Here is a 13,053-nt window from a genome sequence, read left to right on the forward strand (position 1 = left end):
CCATTCTAGCAACTACCAAATATAGCAAATAACTTCTCCACCAACCATTTCCCTTCGCGCTTCCTTGTCTGTCATAATTCCCTTTGAAGTGGATATGATTGCTATTCCCAAGCCGCCTAACACCTTTGGTATTTCGTCTCTTTTTGCATATACTCTAAGACCTGGCTTGCTAATTCTTTTTAAACCGCTTATAACCTTTTCTCTATTTGGTGTATATTTCAAATAGATTCTTATGATCCCTTGTTTTCCATCTTCTATATATTCATAATCCTTAATAAAGCCTTCATTCTTAAGGATTTCTGTCAAGTTCTTTTTAACATTAGAAGCTGGAATTTCAACTGTGTCCTTCATGACATTATTTGCATTTCTTACTCTTGTTAAATAGTCAGCAATAGGATCAGTCATTACCATGTTTCAGCACCCCCTTTAGTACTCTCATTACCAACTAGCTTTCGTTACACCGGGGATTTCGCCCCTGTATGCTCTTTCCCTAAAACATATCCGACACATACCAAACTTGCGCATATATCCACGAGGTCTTCCACAAATTTTGCAGCGATTGTATGCTCTAACTTTATGCTTAGCCGTTCTAGCTTGCTTGGCAATCATGGATTTTTTTGCCATTAAATTACCTCCTTAAACATTAACCTTAGTGTTCTTTAAAGGGCATACCCATTAACTTTAAAAGTTCTCTAGCTTCTTCGTCAGTTTTAGCAGAGGTAACAAAAACAATATTCATTCCCCTGACCTTGTCAACTTTATCATAATCTATCTCAGGAAATATTATTTGCTCTTTAAGTCCCAAGGTATAATTTCCTCTACCATCAAATGCCTTTGCTGAAACACCTCTAAAGTCTCTTACACGTGGCAGTGTGGCATTAACTAGTCTATCCATAAATTCATACATCCTATTTCCTCTTAAAGTAACCTTGCAGCCAATAGGCATACCTTCTCTTAATTTAAAAGCAGCAATGGATTTTCTTGCTCTTGTAATGATTGGTTTTTGTCCAGATATTGCCTGTAAGTCTTTAACTGCTCCATCAAGGGCCTTTGGGTTCTGTGTTGCCTCTCCAATGCCCATGTTAATAATGATTTTTTCCAAGTGAGGAATTTCCATTACATTTTTATAGCCCATTTTCTCTTTCAAAGTGCCTACTACGCTTTCCTTATAATACTCTTTTAGTCTGGCCATTAAACCTACCTCCTTTCCAAGACAACTCTATTTATCAGCAGAGCCTCCACACTTCTTACACACCCTTATCTTCTTATCGCCCTCAATTAAAGCTCCGGTTCGAACTGGTTTTTTACATTTGGAGCAATAATACATTACATTAGAAGCATGAATGGCAGATTCTTGTTCAATTATTCCACCCTTTGAAACCTTTTTTGTAGGTCTGGTATGCCGTTTAACAATGCCTACGCCTTCTACTACCACCCTGTTAGCTTTGGGCATAACCTCTAATACTTTACCTATCTTACCGGAATCTTTTCCGGATATAACCATTACCTTGTCACCTTTTTTGACGTGAACCTTTTTAGGTGTTGCCATAAAGTCACCTCCATTACCCGCTTATACTTTAAAATCCTATAAAACCTCAGGAGCTAAAGATACAATTTTCATATATTCTTTATCTCTTAATTCTCTGGCAACGGGACCAAAAATCCTTGTTCCCCGGGGGTCTCCGTTATCGTTTATAATTACAGCTGCATTTTCACTAAATCTAATATAGGTTCCATCTTTTCTTCTTATGGGCTTTTTAGTCCGAACTATAACAGCTTTTACAACATCGCCTTTTTTGACAACGCCCCCTGGTGTAGATTCCTTAACCGCACAAATAATTATGTCACCAATGGATGCGTAACGTCTGCCAGATCCGCCTATTACTTTGATACATTGAAGGCGTTTGGCACCAGTATTGTCTCCAACTCTTAGCATGGTTTGGACTTGTATCATAATACTACCCCCTTCCCAATAAACCTTACGTAATTTAAATTTCCTGCGTCTTTTCTAATATTTCTACAACTCGCCAATTCTTATCCTTGCTCAACGGACGAGTCTCCATAATTTTAACCTTATCGCCAATATTGCATTCATTGTTTTCATCATGGGCTTTATATTTTTTTGTGTTTTTCATGGCTTTTTGGTAAAGTTTGTGGCTGACAAAGTTTTCTACGGCCACTACTACTGTTTTATCCATTTTATTACTTACCACTTTCCCAATTCGGGTTTTACGGGCTGAACGCTCTACCAAGGTATTCCCTCCTTTTACTTCAGTTACCTAGACTAACCTTCATTAATCTCTATTTCTCTGAGTATAGTTTTGGCCCTAGCTATATCTTTTCTAACCTGCCTGATTCTCATTGGATTATCCAGCTGACCAGTTGCTAACTGAAATCTTAGGTTGAACAACTCCTGCTTCAAATCGTCAACTTTACGGGCAACTTCCTGTTTTGATAAATCTCTCAATTTATTAGCTTTCATCGGCCTCACCACCCACTCCTGCACGTTTTACAAACTTGGTTTTTACTGAGAGTTTGTGAGAAGCTAGACGCATTGCTTCTTTTGCAACCTCTTCACTAACGCCTGCTAACTCAAACATAACACGACCAGGCTTAACAACTGCAACCCAATACTCAGGTGCACCTTTACCGCTACCCATACGTGTTTCGGCAGGTTTTGCTGTAACTGGTCTATCTGGGAAGATTTTTATCCAAACCTTACCGCCCCTCTTAATGAACCTTGTCATAGCAACACGGGCAGCTTCTATTTGACGGCTGCTGATCCAGCCATTTTCTAAAGCCTGTAAACCATACTCACCATAATCAATTGTATTGCCCTTATGGGCCGTTCCTTTTAAAGAACCTCTATGCTGTCTACGAAATTTAACTCTTTTTGGCATCAACATGGGTTAGTTTCCCCCTTCCTGGGCAGGTTGTTTCTTTGCCTCCGGAAGAACTTCACCTTTATAAATCCAAACTTTAATACCAATCTTTCCATAAGTGGTATTAGCTTCGGCAAAACCGTAGTCTATATCAGCTCTCAATGTATGCAGGGGTACCTTACCTTCACTATACCATTCTGTTCTAGCCATTTCAGCACCAGCCAAACGACCAGCACACATTATTTTTATGCCTTCGGCACCAAATTTCATTGAGCGACTAACGGCCTGTTTCATTGCTCTCCGGAAGGAAACACGTTTTTCTAACTGCTGAGCTACACCTTCAGCTACTAGTTGAGCATCTAGCTCAGGTTTTTTAATTTCAATAATATTTATCGCTACCTGTTTGCCTGATATTTTTTCAATGTCCTTGCGCAGGTTCTCTACTTCTGCTCCACCCTTACCAATTACAATACCTGGCTTTGCAGTATGCACAGATACTTTAACTTTATTTGCTGCTCTTTCTATTTCCACAGTAGAGATGCCGGAAGCAAAAAGCTTCTTCTTAATATATTCTCGTATTTTAATGTCTTCATGAAGAAGTTCTGCATAGTTTTTGTCAGCATACCACTTGGCATCCCAATCTTTGATAATACCAATTCTTAATCCCTTAGGATGAACCTTTTGACCCACTAATTAACCTCCTCCCTTTCACTAACTACTACAGTAATATGGCTGGTTCTCTTACGTATTCTATCTGCTCTTCCCATTGCCCTTGGTTTAAACCTTTTTAAGGTTGGACCCTGGTCAATCATAATCTTTGAAATATACAATCTGTCCGTATCCATTTCAAAATTGTGCTCAGCATTAGCCGCGGCTGATTTTACCACTTTTGAGATAGGTAGTCCTGAACCTTTAGGGGTATATCTCAAAATCGCTAACGCTTCACGTACACTCTTGCCTCTTATTAAATCAGCTACCTGACGGATCTTGGTAGGTGACATTCTTATATATTTAGCAACAGCTTTTGATTCCATATATTTGTACCCCCTTTCATCGTACATGACACAGGTTGCATAATTCTCTTGCCCCTTGTCACATGAATGTCTCTTTATTTAAGACTAGTTGATCTTTCAGTATGGGATCCGTGACCTTTAAAAGTCCTGGTTGGCGCAAATTCGCCCAGCTTATGTCCCACCATGTCCTCGGTAATGTAAACAGGTATATGCTTGCGTCCATCATGAACGGCTATTGTATGACCTACCATTTGAGGAAAAATAGTAGAACTTCTTGACCAGGTCTTAATTACCTTTTTATCACCTTTTTCATTGATGGCATCAATTTTCTTTAACAATTTTGGATCACAAAAGGGACCCTTCTTTAGAGATCTGCCCATTAGTGACAACCCCCTTTCCTAAAGCCTTTAAGCATTCCTACGTTTTACAATATATTTGTCTGACGGTTTATTCTTCTTCCTTGTCTTTGCTCCAAGCGCCGGTTTACCCCAAGGTGTAACTGGATTACGACCTATTGGTGATCTACCTTCACCACCACCATGTGGGTGATCAACAGGGTTCATTACTACACCACGAACAACTGGTCTTTTTCCTAACCAGCGAGATCTGCCTGCTTTTCCAATGGTAATATTCTCGTGAGTAAGATTACCAACCTGACCTATAGTTGCTCTACATCTTACGTGGACTAACCTTACTTCTCCAGATGGCAATCTCACATGTGCATAGCTTCCCTCTTTTGCCATAAGCTGTGCAGAGGCTCCAGCGGATCTAACCATCTGTGCACCTTTACCTTCTTTTAATTCAATGTTGTGGATTATACTACCAACAGGAATATTTTGCAGTGGTAGACAATTACCAACTTTAATATCAGATTCTGGACCTGACTCTATTTTATCTCCAACCTTTAAACCATTTGGTGCTAGAATATATCTTTTTTCTCCATCTGCATAATTTACAAGTGCTATATTTGCAGAACGATTTGGATCATATTCAATGGTAGCTACAGTTGCTGGAATACCATCCTTATTCCTTTTGAAATCAATTATTCTATAAGCCCTCTTATGACCGCCGCCCCTGTGTCTAACTGTTATTCTACCCTGGGCATTACGGCCAGAATTTTTTCTTAAGGGAGCTAACAGACTTTTTTCTGGCTTATCCGTTGTGATTTCTTCAAAGGTTGAAACAGTCATCTGACGTCTACCAGGAGAGGTTGGCTTAAATTTCTTGATACCCATGAATATCCCTCCTTATTTTATAGTCCTTCAATAATCTCAATTTTGTCTCCCTCTTTTAAGGTAACAATTGCTTTCTTACGAGTAGGAGTTTTACCAATAAAACGTCCCATTCTTCTATTTTTACCCTTCACTTTAAGGGTATTAACTCTTTCCACAGTTACATTAAATATCTTTTCAACGGCATTTGCAATTTCTACCTTGTTAGCTTTATTATCAACAATAAAAGTGTATTTGCTGTCAGCCATTAAATCAGTAGTTTTTTCAGAGATAACAGGTTTAATAATAATGTCATGAGGATTACGCATTATGCCAACACCTCCTCAACCTTTGCAACAGCATCCTTGGTCATGATTAATTTCTCATGGTTTACAAGATCATAAACATTGATGTTGTTTGAATTTATTACATTTACACCTGCAATGTTTCTAATGGACTTAGTAACATTATCGTCCTTTTCGGCAATAATTACTAATGTTTTTACGCCTGTATTGTTTAGTGCTTTTAGTATATTTACCATTTCCTTTGTTTTTGGTGCTTCAAAGGAAAGTTGGTCTAATACAATAAATTTATCGTCCTTTACCTTGGATGAAAATGCAGATTTTAAAGCCACTCTTTTTAATTTTCTTGGCACACTATAGCTATAGTCTCTTGGTTTTGGCCCAAAGATTATTGAACCACCTCTCCACAAGGGAGAACGTATTGTTCCAACTCTAGCCCTACCTGTACCCTTTTGTCTCCATGGTTTTTTCCCGCCGCCTCTTACTTCTCCCCTGCTCTTAGTGGAGTGAGTTCCTCTTCTAAGATTTGCAAGGTGATTTACCACAACCTGATGTACAGCAGCTTGATTTATATTGGCAGCAAAAATACTGTCATTTAATTCTAAATCTCCAACTTGTTGGCCTTGGACATTATAGATTGCTACAACGGGCATTGCACTGCCTCCTTTCCCAACAGAATTATTACTTGGTCTTTACTGAATTCTTTACATAAACTAAACCTTTACTAGGACCAGGAACGGCTCCCTTAACTAACAACAGATTCTCACCTGGAAAAACCTTTACTATTTCCAGATTCAAGGTTGTCACCTTTTCGCCACCCATGCGCCCTGGCATTTTTCGACCCTTAAAGACCCTGGCTGGGCCTTTGGCACTTAATGAACCAGTACCCCTATGGTATTTTGAACCATGGCTTGTTGGACCTCTGCCAAAATTATGCCTCTTGATTGAACCAGCAAAGCCTTTACCTTTTGACTTGGCAGTAACATCTACCTTGTCTCCAGGATTAAATATTTCAACATTTATTGCCTGCCCAACCTCATACTGGTCTACATTATCAATTCTAAATTCTTTAATATATTTAAAGACCTTATTGTTTCCTGCCTTTGCAAAGTGACCCTTCATGGGTTTATTCACTCTATTTGGCTTTGCTTCATAAAACCCTACTTGAATAGCATTATATCCATCTGTTTCCACAGTTTTTTTCTGAAGGACTATACATGGACCTGCAGCTATCACAGTAACTGGCACAACTTCACCTGTATCTTGGAACACCTGAGTCATACCCTTTTTAATTCCTAAAATAGCGTTGGACATTTTCTACACCCCCTTTTACTAAAGTTTTATTTCGATGTCTACGCCAGCCGGCAAGTCAAGACGCATTAATGCATCTACTGTTTTAGGTGTAGGTTCGTTTATATCAATGAGTCTTTTATGAGTCCTCATTTCAAACTGTTCCCTTGAATCCTTGTTGACGTGGGGAGACCTCAAAATTGTATATATATTTTTCTCAGTAGGAAGTGGAATAGGTCCAGATACATTAGCACCGGTCCTCTTTGCAGTTTCTACAATTCTTTGAGACGATTGATCAAGGAGCTGATGATCAAAAGCCTTAAGGCGAATTCTAATTTTATTTTTTGCCATTTTCTATTCCTCCTAACGCCCGATTGTATTACGGACAATTCTCAGCGAAAATTTCCTGTCCTTTTGGCAGCAACCTTTCACTTCATCGCATATCTTTTTATATTAGCTAGTATATATATAGAATAAAACGGTATTAAAGGGAATAGAATAATTGCCCTATTCTATTCCCTGTATTACTCTTTAAGTGTTGCCTGAAATATTTTAAAAAATTAGTCGGTAATTATTTCAGAAACAACGCCTGCACCAACAGTTCTTCCACCTTCTCTAATTGCAAATCTCAGTCCTGGTTCAATGGCTATTGGTGTAATCAAGGAAATCTCCATTTTAATGTTATCTCCAGGCATTACCATCTCTACTCCTTCTGGTAATGCAATAATGCCTGTCACATCTGTTGTTCTAAAGTAAAACTGTGGTCTGTACCCTGAGAAAAATGGTGTGTGTCTTCCACCTTCTTCTTTACTTAAAACGTATACTTCTGAACTGAATTTTGTTAATGGCTTGATTGAGCCTGGCTTTGCTAATACCTGACCTCTTTCAATTTCTTGTCTGTCTACTCCTCTTAACAAACAGCCCACGTTGTCTCCTGCTTCTGCATAGTCTAGTAGCTTACGGAACATTTCTACTCCTGTTACTACTGTCTTTCTTGGCTGCTCTGTTAATCCTACTATTTCTACTTCGTCTTGTACTTTTACCTGGCCTCTTTCTACTCTTCCTGTTGCCACTGTCCCACGACCTGTAATGCTAAATACGTCTTCTACCGGCATCAAGAATGGCTTATCCTTGTCTCTTTCTGGTGTTGGGATATAGCTGTCTACTGCATCCATTAGGTCATTTATCTTGCTGCACCATTCACAACTGTTTTCTCCACATCCACATTCTAATGCTTTTAATGCTGAGCCTGGTATTACTGGTATGTCGTCTCCAGGAAATTCGTATTCGCTTAGTAGTTCTCTTACTTCCATTTCTACTAGCTCCATTAATTCTTCGTCATCTACCATGTCTGCTTTGTTCAAAAATACTACTATATATGGTACTCCTACCTGTCTTGCCAGCAATATGTGCTCTCTTGTCTGTGGCATTGGTCCATCTGCTGCACTTACTACCAGAATGGCTCCATCCATCTGGGCTGCTCCTGTTATCATGTTCTTTACATAGTCAGCGTGTCCTGGACAGTCAACGTGGGCATAGTGTCTGTTATCTGTTTCGTATTCCACGTGGGCTGTACTGATTGTTATGCCTCTTTCTCTTTCTTCTGGCGCATTGTCAATTTGATCATATGCTGTTGCTACTGCTCCACCTTTTTTTGATAGGCATACTGTTATTGCTGCTGTTAATGTTGTCTTCCCATGGTCTACGTGACCTATTGTTCCTACGTTAACGTGGGGTTTGGTCCTCTCAAATTTTTTCTTGGCCATTTTTAAAATCCTCCCTTTCGTATCTCGTGGTCAGGGCTGTAAAGCCCTGTAACCACGGTGTTTTTTACATCAGCTACATGTAGTTGATGTGCCGCATTTATTCCACGGTCCTCTTGACAATGAGCCTCCACCGGCATGTCTGCAGGCATCACCGGCATCCCCCATGCCAGAGCATGGTTGATGCCTGGCGGATCAGCCTAACATGCCGGTACTCATTGTCAAGAGGCTTTCGCGGCATAAACGCTACTGATTTACATGGGCTACTTGGACTACTATGACTACACACCACGAGATTACATAGTAGTCCATGTGAAAATCATCTACATCGACTACTTTAACTACTATGTTTTATAATCACGAGATACCTTAAATTACGCTCTTAACTTATACTAAATAAATACATTATCCCACAGCCTACACTTTATTAGCCATAAACATCAGCAAATAAGGAGCTGTATAAGTCCTAGGTTTATCTCATATGTACTGTCCAGCATTATTCTATAATATTTCAAATTGCCTGTCAAATATATACATAATTGCAATACTAATTATAAATTGCAATATTAATAAAAGATACATTACTGAATATTCATCACTAATTTGCATCACTAACTTGACATTTTGCTAAAATTAGTTTATTGTTATCTAAAATCGTTATCGGTTATCGTAAAAAGAAGGTGAAAATATATATATGAAAGAAAATAAGGTTTTAAGAAAACTCTTTTTAGGATTTATTCAAACCCACATCCTGCTGCATGCAGAAAAAGAACCTATATATGGTCAATGGCTAATTGAAGAACTAAGAAGTCACGGCTACGAAATTAGTCCTGGCACACTATATCCTATACTACACAATTTGAAAGATCAGGGTTTATTAGAAGTAGGCATGGAGACGGTAGAAGGCAAACAAAGAAAGTACTACAGTATAACCCATAAAGGCAGTATGGTTTTGAAAAATGCTAAAACCAAGGTTCTTGAACTAGCAAGGGAGTTGATGGAAGATGACTGATATGCTATCTAATATAATGAAAATAAACAAAAACCCTGAAACCCTTTTTACTATTCAAAATGTCACTTATAAACATATCCTCTCTATTGAACAGCTGGAAATATCTAAAGGGGTAACTTGCATTTTAGGTGAAAGTGGTGCAGGAAAAAGTACTTTTTTAAAGCTGTTAAACAATTTAATAAGCCCAGATCAGGGTCAAATTATCTTTAAAAATCAAGTTTTGGAATCAATGGATCCTCTGGACTTACGGCAAAGGATTGTAATGTTAATGCAATCCCCAGTAATTTTTTCTGGTACTGTCAGGGACAATTTGCTGTTTGGTTTAAGGGTTGCAGAAAAAAACATGGCCCATGATAATAAATTGTTAGATATTCTAAAATGGCTTGAGCTAGAAAAGATTTCTTTAGATGCTGATGCGGTTCTTTTGTCTGGAGGCGAGAAACAGCGCATTTGCATGGGACGTCTAACGTTAATGGACCCAGAAGTTTTTCTCTTGGATGAACCTTCAGCGGCCTTAGATGAAAAAAACCAGGAGTTGATTATTAATAGAATCACCCAGCATGCAAGGGACAATGATAGGGATTTAATCATGATTCTCCATTCTGAACAGATAGGCAGAAAATATAGCGACTGTCTAATTCATTTTAAAAAGGACTTTTCAATTGTCAAGGAGGTATTGTAATGGAGGAGCAGGTTGTTAATATTGGTATTGGAAATTTATTACTGGCTTATGTCTTTTGGCTTTTCCTATTGCTTTTATTTTATAAGACCAAAATAAATAAAGAGCGGGAACTGGTTATTGGCACTGTCAGAATGACAATTCAGTTAATCTTAATGGGGTTTTTATTGGATTATATATTTAAAAATCAAAACTGGATGATAACTATTTTAATCTTAAGTTTAATGCTATCCTTTGCGGTTTATAATGTTTTTGGCAGAACTAAAATTCCCTTAAGCAGGGCAATGCAGAAGGTCATTGCAGTTTCAATAGTGGTAGGCACCTGCTTCTCCATATTTTATTTTTTGTTAGTTATTCTAGCCCTGCAGCCCTGGTATGACGCTCGTTACTTTATACCCATTGCCGGCATGATTATAGGCAATTCCATGTCAGGCATATCCCTGGGTGTAGAACGCTTAGTTCACGGTATGATTAACAGGCGTGAACTAATTGAGGGAACCCTTGCTTTAGGCGCATCACCAGCTGCAGCTTCCATGGAAATTGTCCAGGATGCCTATAACGCTGCAATACTGCCCAGCATAAATTCAATGATGGGTATGGGCATTGTATTTTTACCAGGTTTAATGACGGGACAAATTTTAGCCGGCATATCACCCAATACTGCCATTGCCTATCAGATAGCCATTATGTTAGCTATTGTAGGAAGCGTGGGTTTGTCTGTTTTTATATTAGTTCAATTGGGCTACAGAACTTTCTTTAACAAACGTGCCCAGCTTATGTTAAAAAACATTTGAAGTGCCCTGCCTTATAACTCTGGACGATTCAGCTATAAAGCTTTTAAATAAAGAACGTCATAAGATAAAATAATTAAATAATTATTCTTTTATAAGACAAAAGAACCGTCATGAGTCTTATAGTTTGATGACTTGCTTTAGTGTGGTATATTTATCCATAACTTCAAGGTCAGGATTAACACCTATGCCAGGCCCTGTTGGCACATCAATAGTTCCATCAGCATTGATGACAGCAGGTATATCTACAATATCTTCTGCAAAGTATCTCTTGGATGCTGAGGTATCACCTGGTATTGTAAAGTTTGGCAGAGCTGCCAGGGCCAGGTTTTGGGCACGACCAATTCCTGTTTCCAGCATGCCGCCGCACCAGACTGGAAGCCCTAAATCAGCACAAATATCATGGAGCTTAATGGACCTTGTCAAGCCGCCAACACGTCCTACCTTGATATTAATAATTTTGCAGCTGCCAAGTTCATGGGCTTTTCTTGCATCGTCCGGATTAAGAATGCTTTCATCCAGACAAATGGGTGTTTTTAATTCTTTTTGCAAGGCTGCATGGTCAATTATGTCATCATGACTTAGAGGTTGCTCAATCATCATTAAACCCAAGTCTTCCATTTCCTTAAAAAGTTCAATGTCATCTAGTGTATAAGCTGAATTAGCATCTGCCATTAAAAGTATATTAGGAAATTTCTTGCGCACTTCCCTTAACATTTCCAGATCCCAATTGGGCTTGATTTTTACTTTTATTCTCTGGTATTTCTCTTCTAAATAGCCTTCTATCAGCTCAACAAGCTTTGGAATGCTATCCTGGATGCCTATACTGACTCCCGTTCCTATTTTTTCTTTAACCCCACCTATCAAATTTACTAGGGGCTGTTGATGCTGCCTGCCATATAAATCCCATACAGCTCCCTCAAAACCTGCCTTGGCCATTGGATGACCCTTTACAACTTCAAATCTATCTGATAATTCCTGGGGAGTACTCCAATTATTCTTATTGGCAATGGGAATTAAAAAATCCTTAATTACATGCAGGGATGTACCGAGGGTTTCATAGCTATAGCCGGGAAATTCAGATGCCACAACCTCTCCATATCCATCTAGTCCTTCACTGTGAATTCCAATAATAAGTGCTTTGCGTACCTCATCTCTGCCAAAACTGGTTTCAAAGTAGCTGAGCAAGGGCAATTCAACCTGCCGGATCTCTACCTTTTCTATCTTCAAGACAATTGTCCCCCTTTAACCAAAATATAGGTTGCTTTTTTATCTGTAATATTGTTTAGACAGTTTATATAATAGCCTCTGTCAAAATAGTGGCATAAGGCATTTCTTAAAGCCAAGCGCCATTTTAGAGCTAAATCTTTATTATCTTTTTTTAGCTTTTGAAAACCTACTGGTATGTCAAGCAGTACTGCTTTTTCTGCTTTAAATTCTCTAATTAATGGCTCTGGACCATTGGTGCCTGGTATAAGTTCAAGTACTTTAAAAGCTTCCCCAGGCATTTTAATATCTTTTCCTCCAATAATATCCTTAACTCTGTTAGTATTTATATGCCATTCAACTAGTAATCTATCAGATGGCAATCCCCTATTTAGCTCATCAAGCATTTCTCCATAATGGTTTATATAATATGTAGTGGATATACCTCCCAGCTTGGTGAAGTTTAGCTTTGCATTTGCTGCCTCAAGGGGATCAAATGTCCAATTAATTATATCTATTCCTTTAGTAAGAACACCTTCCCTTTGGGCCAGCTTCATTTTATATCCTAGGCCCATGCCTCTATACTGGGGAAGAACTGCAAGAATATGGGAGCAAAAAATTGGCTTGTTTTGATGGTTTAAGCCAACAAAGCCATAGGAGAAGCCTATCATTTCCCCGCCATGGAAGGCCCCTACCACCAGCCCTCCATTTCTATGGGCTGTAAAAAGCTGGTGATCAGGAATCACTTCCTCCATATCCTTAAGGCCCCAGGTTTTAGCTTGAACTGTATGACAGGCACGGAATTCTTTCATTTCCGTTAAGGGGCGTATTATAATAGCATTTTCATCCATCCAAAATTCTCCCTTTCATAAATCTTTGACCGCTAGTTTAACTATATCACAGC

The 13,053-nt window shown here is 38.7% G+C and carries 23 protein-coding genes; 3 read left to right on the forward strand and 20 right to left on the reverse strand.

Features of this window, described 5'->3' with window-relative positions:
• Positions 1–12: 12 nt before the first annotated feature.
• The 18 genes from rpsH to K364_RS26780 all read right to left on the reverse strand — a co-directional run bounded on the left by rpsH (position 13) and on the right by K364_RS26780 (position 8,613).
• Entirely contained in the window at positions 13–411 is a 399-nt protein-coding gene (rpsH, locus tag K364_RS0116480) for a 30S ribosomal protein S8 (RefSeq protein WP_028308929.1), read from the reverse strand.
• A 27-nt stretch (positions 412–438) separates the two neighbouring features.
• Positions 439–624, reverse strand: a complete 186-nt coding sequence (locus tag K364_RS0116485) for a type Z 30S ribosomal protein S14 (protein ID WP_028308930.1) — start codon at positions 622–624, stop codon at positions 439–441.
• 25 nt (positions 625–649) lie between these two features.
• Complete coding sequence (gene rplE, locus K364_RS0116490; protein ID WP_028308931.1) at positions 650–1,192, reverse strand: 50S ribosomal protein L5; 543 nt, start codon at positions 1,190–1,192, stop codon at positions 650–652.
• 27 nt (positions 1,193–1,219) lie between these two features.
• The gene (gene rplX / locus K364_RS0116495) at positions 1,220–1,549 is read right to left on the reverse strand and encodes a 50S ribosomal protein L24 (RefSeq protein WP_028308932.1); all 330 of its coding nucleotides are present in this window, start codon (positions 1,547–1,549) and stop codon (positions 1,220–1,222) included.
• 36 nt (positions 1,550–1,585) lie between these two features.
• The gene (rplN, locus tag K364_RS0116500; RefSeq protein WP_028308933.1) at positions 1,586–1,954 is read right to left on the reverse strand and encodes a 50S ribosomal protein L14; all 369 of its coding nucleotides are present in this window, start codon (positions 1,952–1,954) and stop codon (positions 1,586–1,588) included.
• Positions 1,955–1,988: 34 nt separating this feature from the next.
• Positions 1,989–2,252 (reverse strand): 30S ribosomal protein S17, encoded by a 264-nt coding sequence (rpsQ, locus tag K364_RS0116505; RefSeq protein WP_028308934.1) that lies wholly within the window; start codon positions 2,250–2,252, stop codon positions 1,989–1,991.
• Between the two features lie 32 nt (positions 2,253–2,284).
• Positions 2,285–2,482, reverse strand: coding sequence for a 50S ribosomal protein L29 (rpmC, locus tag K364_RS0116510; RefSeq protein WP_028308935.1), 198 nt, complete (start codon positions 2,480–2,482; stop codon positions 2,285–2,287).
• Positions 2,472–2,906, reverse strand: coding sequence for a 50S ribosomal protein L16 (gene rplP / locus K364_RS0116515; RefSeq protein WP_028308936.1), 435 nt, complete (start codon positions 2,904–2,906; stop codon positions 2,472–2,474). The genes rpmC and rplP overlap by 11 nt, the downstream gene beginning before the upstream one ends.
• Before the next feature lie 3 nt (positions 2,907–2,909).
• Complete coding sequence (gene rpsC, locus K364_RS0116520) at positions 2,910–3,572, reverse strand: 30S ribosomal protein S3 (protein WP_028308937.1); 663 nt, start codon at positions 3,570–3,572, stop codon at positions 2,910–2,912.
• On the reverse strand, positions 3,572–3,916 hold the full coding sequence (gene rplV / locus K364_RS0116525; RefSeq protein WP_028308938.1) for a 50S ribosomal protein L22: 345 nt from the start codon (positions 3,914–3,916) through the stop codon (positions 3,572–3,574). The genes rpsC and rplV overlap by 1 nt, the downstream gene beginning before the upstream one ends.
• Before the next feature lie 74 nt (positions 3,917–3,990).
• Complete coding sequence (gene rpsS / locus K364_RS0116530) at positions 3,991–4,275, reverse strand: 30S ribosomal protein S19 (protein WP_028308939.1); 285 nt, start codon at positions 4,273–4,275, stop codon at positions 3,991–3,993.
• A 27-nt stretch (positions 4,276–4,302) separates the two neighbouring features.
• On the reverse strand, positions 4,303–5,130 hold the full coding sequence (gene rplB / locus K364_RS0116535) for a 50S ribosomal protein L2 (RefSeq protein WP_028308940.1): 828 nt from the start codon (positions 5,128–5,130) through the stop codon (positions 4,303–4,305).
• Between the two features lie 17 nt (positions 5,131–5,147).
• Entirely contained in the window at positions 5,148–5,435 is a 288-nt protein-coding gene (rplW, locus tag K364_RS0116540) for a 50S ribosomal protein L23 (protein ID WP_028308941.1), read from the reverse strand.
• The gene (gene rplD, locus K364_RS0116545; RefSeq protein ID WP_028308942.1) at positions 5,435–6,061 is read right to left on the reverse strand and encodes a 50S ribosomal protein L4; all 627 of its coding nucleotides are present in this window, start codon (positions 6,059–6,061) and stop codon (positions 5,435–5,437) included. Before rplD ends, rplW begins: the two co-directional genes overlap by 1 nt.
• A gap of 28 nt (positions 6,062–6,089) precedes the next feature.
• On the reverse strand, positions 6,090–6,722 hold the full coding sequence (gene rplC, locus K364_RS0116550; RefSeq protein ID WP_028308943.1) for a 50S ribosomal protein L3: 633 nt from the start codon (positions 6,720–6,722) through the stop codon (positions 6,090–6,092).
• Between the two features lie 18 nt (positions 6,723–6,740).
• Positions 6,741–7,049, reverse strand: a complete 309-nt coding sequence (rpsJ, locus tag K364_RS0116555) for a 30S ribosomal protein S10 (protein WP_028308944.1) — start codon at positions 7,047–7,049, stop codon at positions 6,741–6,743.
• Between the two features lie 209 nt (positions 7,050–7,258).
• The gene (tuf, locus tag K364_RS0116560; protein ID WP_028308945.1) at positions 7,259–8,464 is read right to left on the reverse strand and encodes an elongation factor Tu; all 1,206 of its coding nucleotides are present in this window, start codon (positions 8,462–8,464) and stop codon (positions 7,259–7,261) included.
• A gap of 2 nt (positions 8,465–8,466) precedes the next feature.
• On the reverse strand, positions 8,467–8,613 hold the full coding sequence (locus K364_RS26780; RefSeq protein ID WP_156946507.1) for a hypothetical protein: 147 nt from the start codon (positions 8,611–8,613) through the stop codon (positions 8,467–8,469).
• A gap of 542 nt (positions 8,614–9,155) precedes the next feature.
• Here K364_RS26780 and K364_RS0116570 point away from each other — a divergent pair.
• Genes K364_RS0116570 through K364_RS0116580 form a run of 3 tightly spaced genes read left to right on the forward strand, consistent with a single transcriptional unit; the run spans position 9,156 to position 10,946 of the window.
• Entirely contained in the window at positions 9,156–9,473 is a 318-nt protein-coding gene (locus K364_RS0116570) for a PadR family transcriptional regulator (protein ID WP_035269968.1), read from the forward strand.
• Positions 9,466–10,155, forward strand: a complete 690-nt coding sequence (locus tag K364_RS0116575) for an ABC transporter ATP-binding protein (RefSeq protein ID WP_051534158.1) — start codon at positions 9,466–9,468, stop codon at positions 10,153–10,155. The genes K364_RS0116570 and K364_RS0116575 overlap by 8 nt, the downstream gene beginning before the upstream one ends.
• Entirely contained in the window at positions 10,155–10,946 is a 792-nt protein-coding gene (locus K364_RS0116580; RefSeq protein ID WP_028308948.1) for an ABC transporter permease, read from the forward strand. The genes K364_RS0116575 and K364_RS0116580 overlap by 1 nt, the downstream gene beginning before the upstream one ends.
• A gap of 117 nt (positions 10,947–11,063) precedes the next feature.
• Here K364_RS0116580 and menC read toward each other — a convergent pair whose 3' ends face one another.
• Both menC and K364_RS24555 read right to left on the reverse strand, forming a co-directional pair.
• Entirely contained in the window at positions 11,064–12,173 is a 1,110-nt protein-coding gene (gene menC, locus K364_RS0116585) for an o-succinylbenzoate synthase (protein WP_028308949.1), read from the reverse strand.
• Complete coding sequence (locus tag K364_RS24555) at positions 12,170–13,000, reverse strand: GNAT family N-acetyltransferase (RefSeq protein ID WP_051534159.1); 831 nt, start codon at positions 12,998–13,000, stop codon at positions 12,170–12,172. Before K364_RS24555 ends, menC begins: the two co-directional genes overlap by 4 nt.
• Positions 13,001–13,053: the final 53 nt, after the last annotated feature.

The organism is Desulfitibacter alkalitolerans DSM 16504, from assembly GCF_000620305.1.
In the GTDB taxonomy this organism is placed as follows: domain Bacteria; phylum Bacillota; class DSM-16504; order Desulfitibacterales; family Desulfitibacteraceae; genus Desulfitibacter; species Desulfitibacter alkalitolerans.

Excerpts from the sequence above, each read along its gene's own strand:
- rpsJ (WP_028308944.1), bottom strand. The coding sequence starts at position 7,049 with ATGGCAAAAAATAAAATTAGAATTCGCCTTAAGGCTTTTGATCATCAG.
- K364_RS0116575 (WP_051534158.1), top strand. The coding sequence starts at position 9,466 with ATGACTGATATGCTATCTAATATAATGAAAATAAACAAAAACCCTGAA.
- rplC (WP_028308943.1), bottom strand. The coding sequence starts at position 6,722 with ATGTCCAACGCTATTTTAGGAATTAAAAAGGGTATGACTCAGGTGTTC.
- K364_RS26780 (WP_156946507.1), bottom strand. The coding sequence starts at position 8,613 with ATGCCTGCAGACATGCCGGTGGAGGCTCATTGTCAAGAGGACCGTGGA.
- K364_RS0116570 (WP_035269968.1), top strand. The coding sequence starts at position 9,156 with ATGAAAGAAAATAAGGTTTTAAGAAAACTCTTTTTAGGATTTATTCAA.
- rplB (WP_028308940.1), bottom strand. The coding sequence starts at position 5,130 with ATGGGTATCAAGAAATTTAAGCCAACCTCTCCTGGTAGACGTCAGATG.
- rplN (WP_028308933.1), bottom strand. The coding sequence starts at position 1,954 with ATGATACAAGTCCAAACCATGCTAAGAGTTGGAGACAATACTGGTGCC.
- rpsH (WP_028308929.1), bottom strand. The coding sequence starts at position 411 with ATGGTAATGACTGATCCTATTGCTGACTATTTAACAAGAGTAAGAAAT.
- K364_RS0116485 (WP_028308930.1), bottom strand. The coding sequence starts at position 624 with ATGGCAAAAAAATCCATGATTGCCAAGCAAGCTAGAACGGCTAAGCAT.
- K364_RS24555 (WP_051534159.1), bottom strand. The coding sequence starts at position 13,000 with ATGGATGAAAATGCTATTATAATACGCCCCTTAACGGAAATGAAAGAA.
- rpsS (WP_028308939.1), bottom strand. The coding sequence starts at position 4,275 with ATGGGCAGATCTCTAAAGAAGGGTCCCTTTTGTGATCCAAAATTGTTA.
- rplP (WP_028308936.1), bottom strand. The coding sequence starts at position 2,906 with ATGTTGATGCCAAAAAGAGTTAAATTTCGTAGACAGCATAGAGGTTCT.
- rplX (WP_028308932.1), bottom strand. The coding sequence starts at position 1,549 with ATGGCAACACCTAAAAAGGTTCACGTCAAAAAAGGTGACAAGGTAATG.
- K364_RS0116580 (WP_028308948.1), top strand. The coding sequence starts at position 10,155 with ATGGAGGAGCAGGTTGTTAATATTGGTATTGGAAATTTATTACTGGCT.
- rpmC (WP_028308935.1), bottom strand. The coding sequence starts at position 2,482 with ATGAAAGCTAATAAATTGAGAGATTTATCAAAACAGGAAGTTGCCCGT.
- tuf (WP_028308945.1), bottom strand. The coding sequence starts at position 8,464 with ATGGCCAAGAAAAAATTTGAGAGGACCAAACCCCACGTTAACGTAGGA.
- rplD (WP_028308942.1), bottom strand. The coding sequence starts at position 6,061 with ATGCCCGTTGTAGCAATCTATAATGTCCAAGGCCAACAAGTTGGAGAT.
- rplW (WP_028308941.1), bottom strand. The coding sequence starts at position 5,435 with ATGCGTAATCCTCATGACATTATTATTAAACCTGTTATCTCTGAAAAA.
- rplE (WP_028308931.1), bottom strand. The coding sequence starts at position 1,192 with ATGGCCAGACTAAAAGAGTATTATAAGGAAAGCGTAGTAGGCACTTTG.
- rplV (WP_028308938.1), bottom strand. The coding sequence starts at position 3,916 with ATGGAATCAAAAGCTGTTGCTAAATATATAAGAATGTCACCTACCAAG.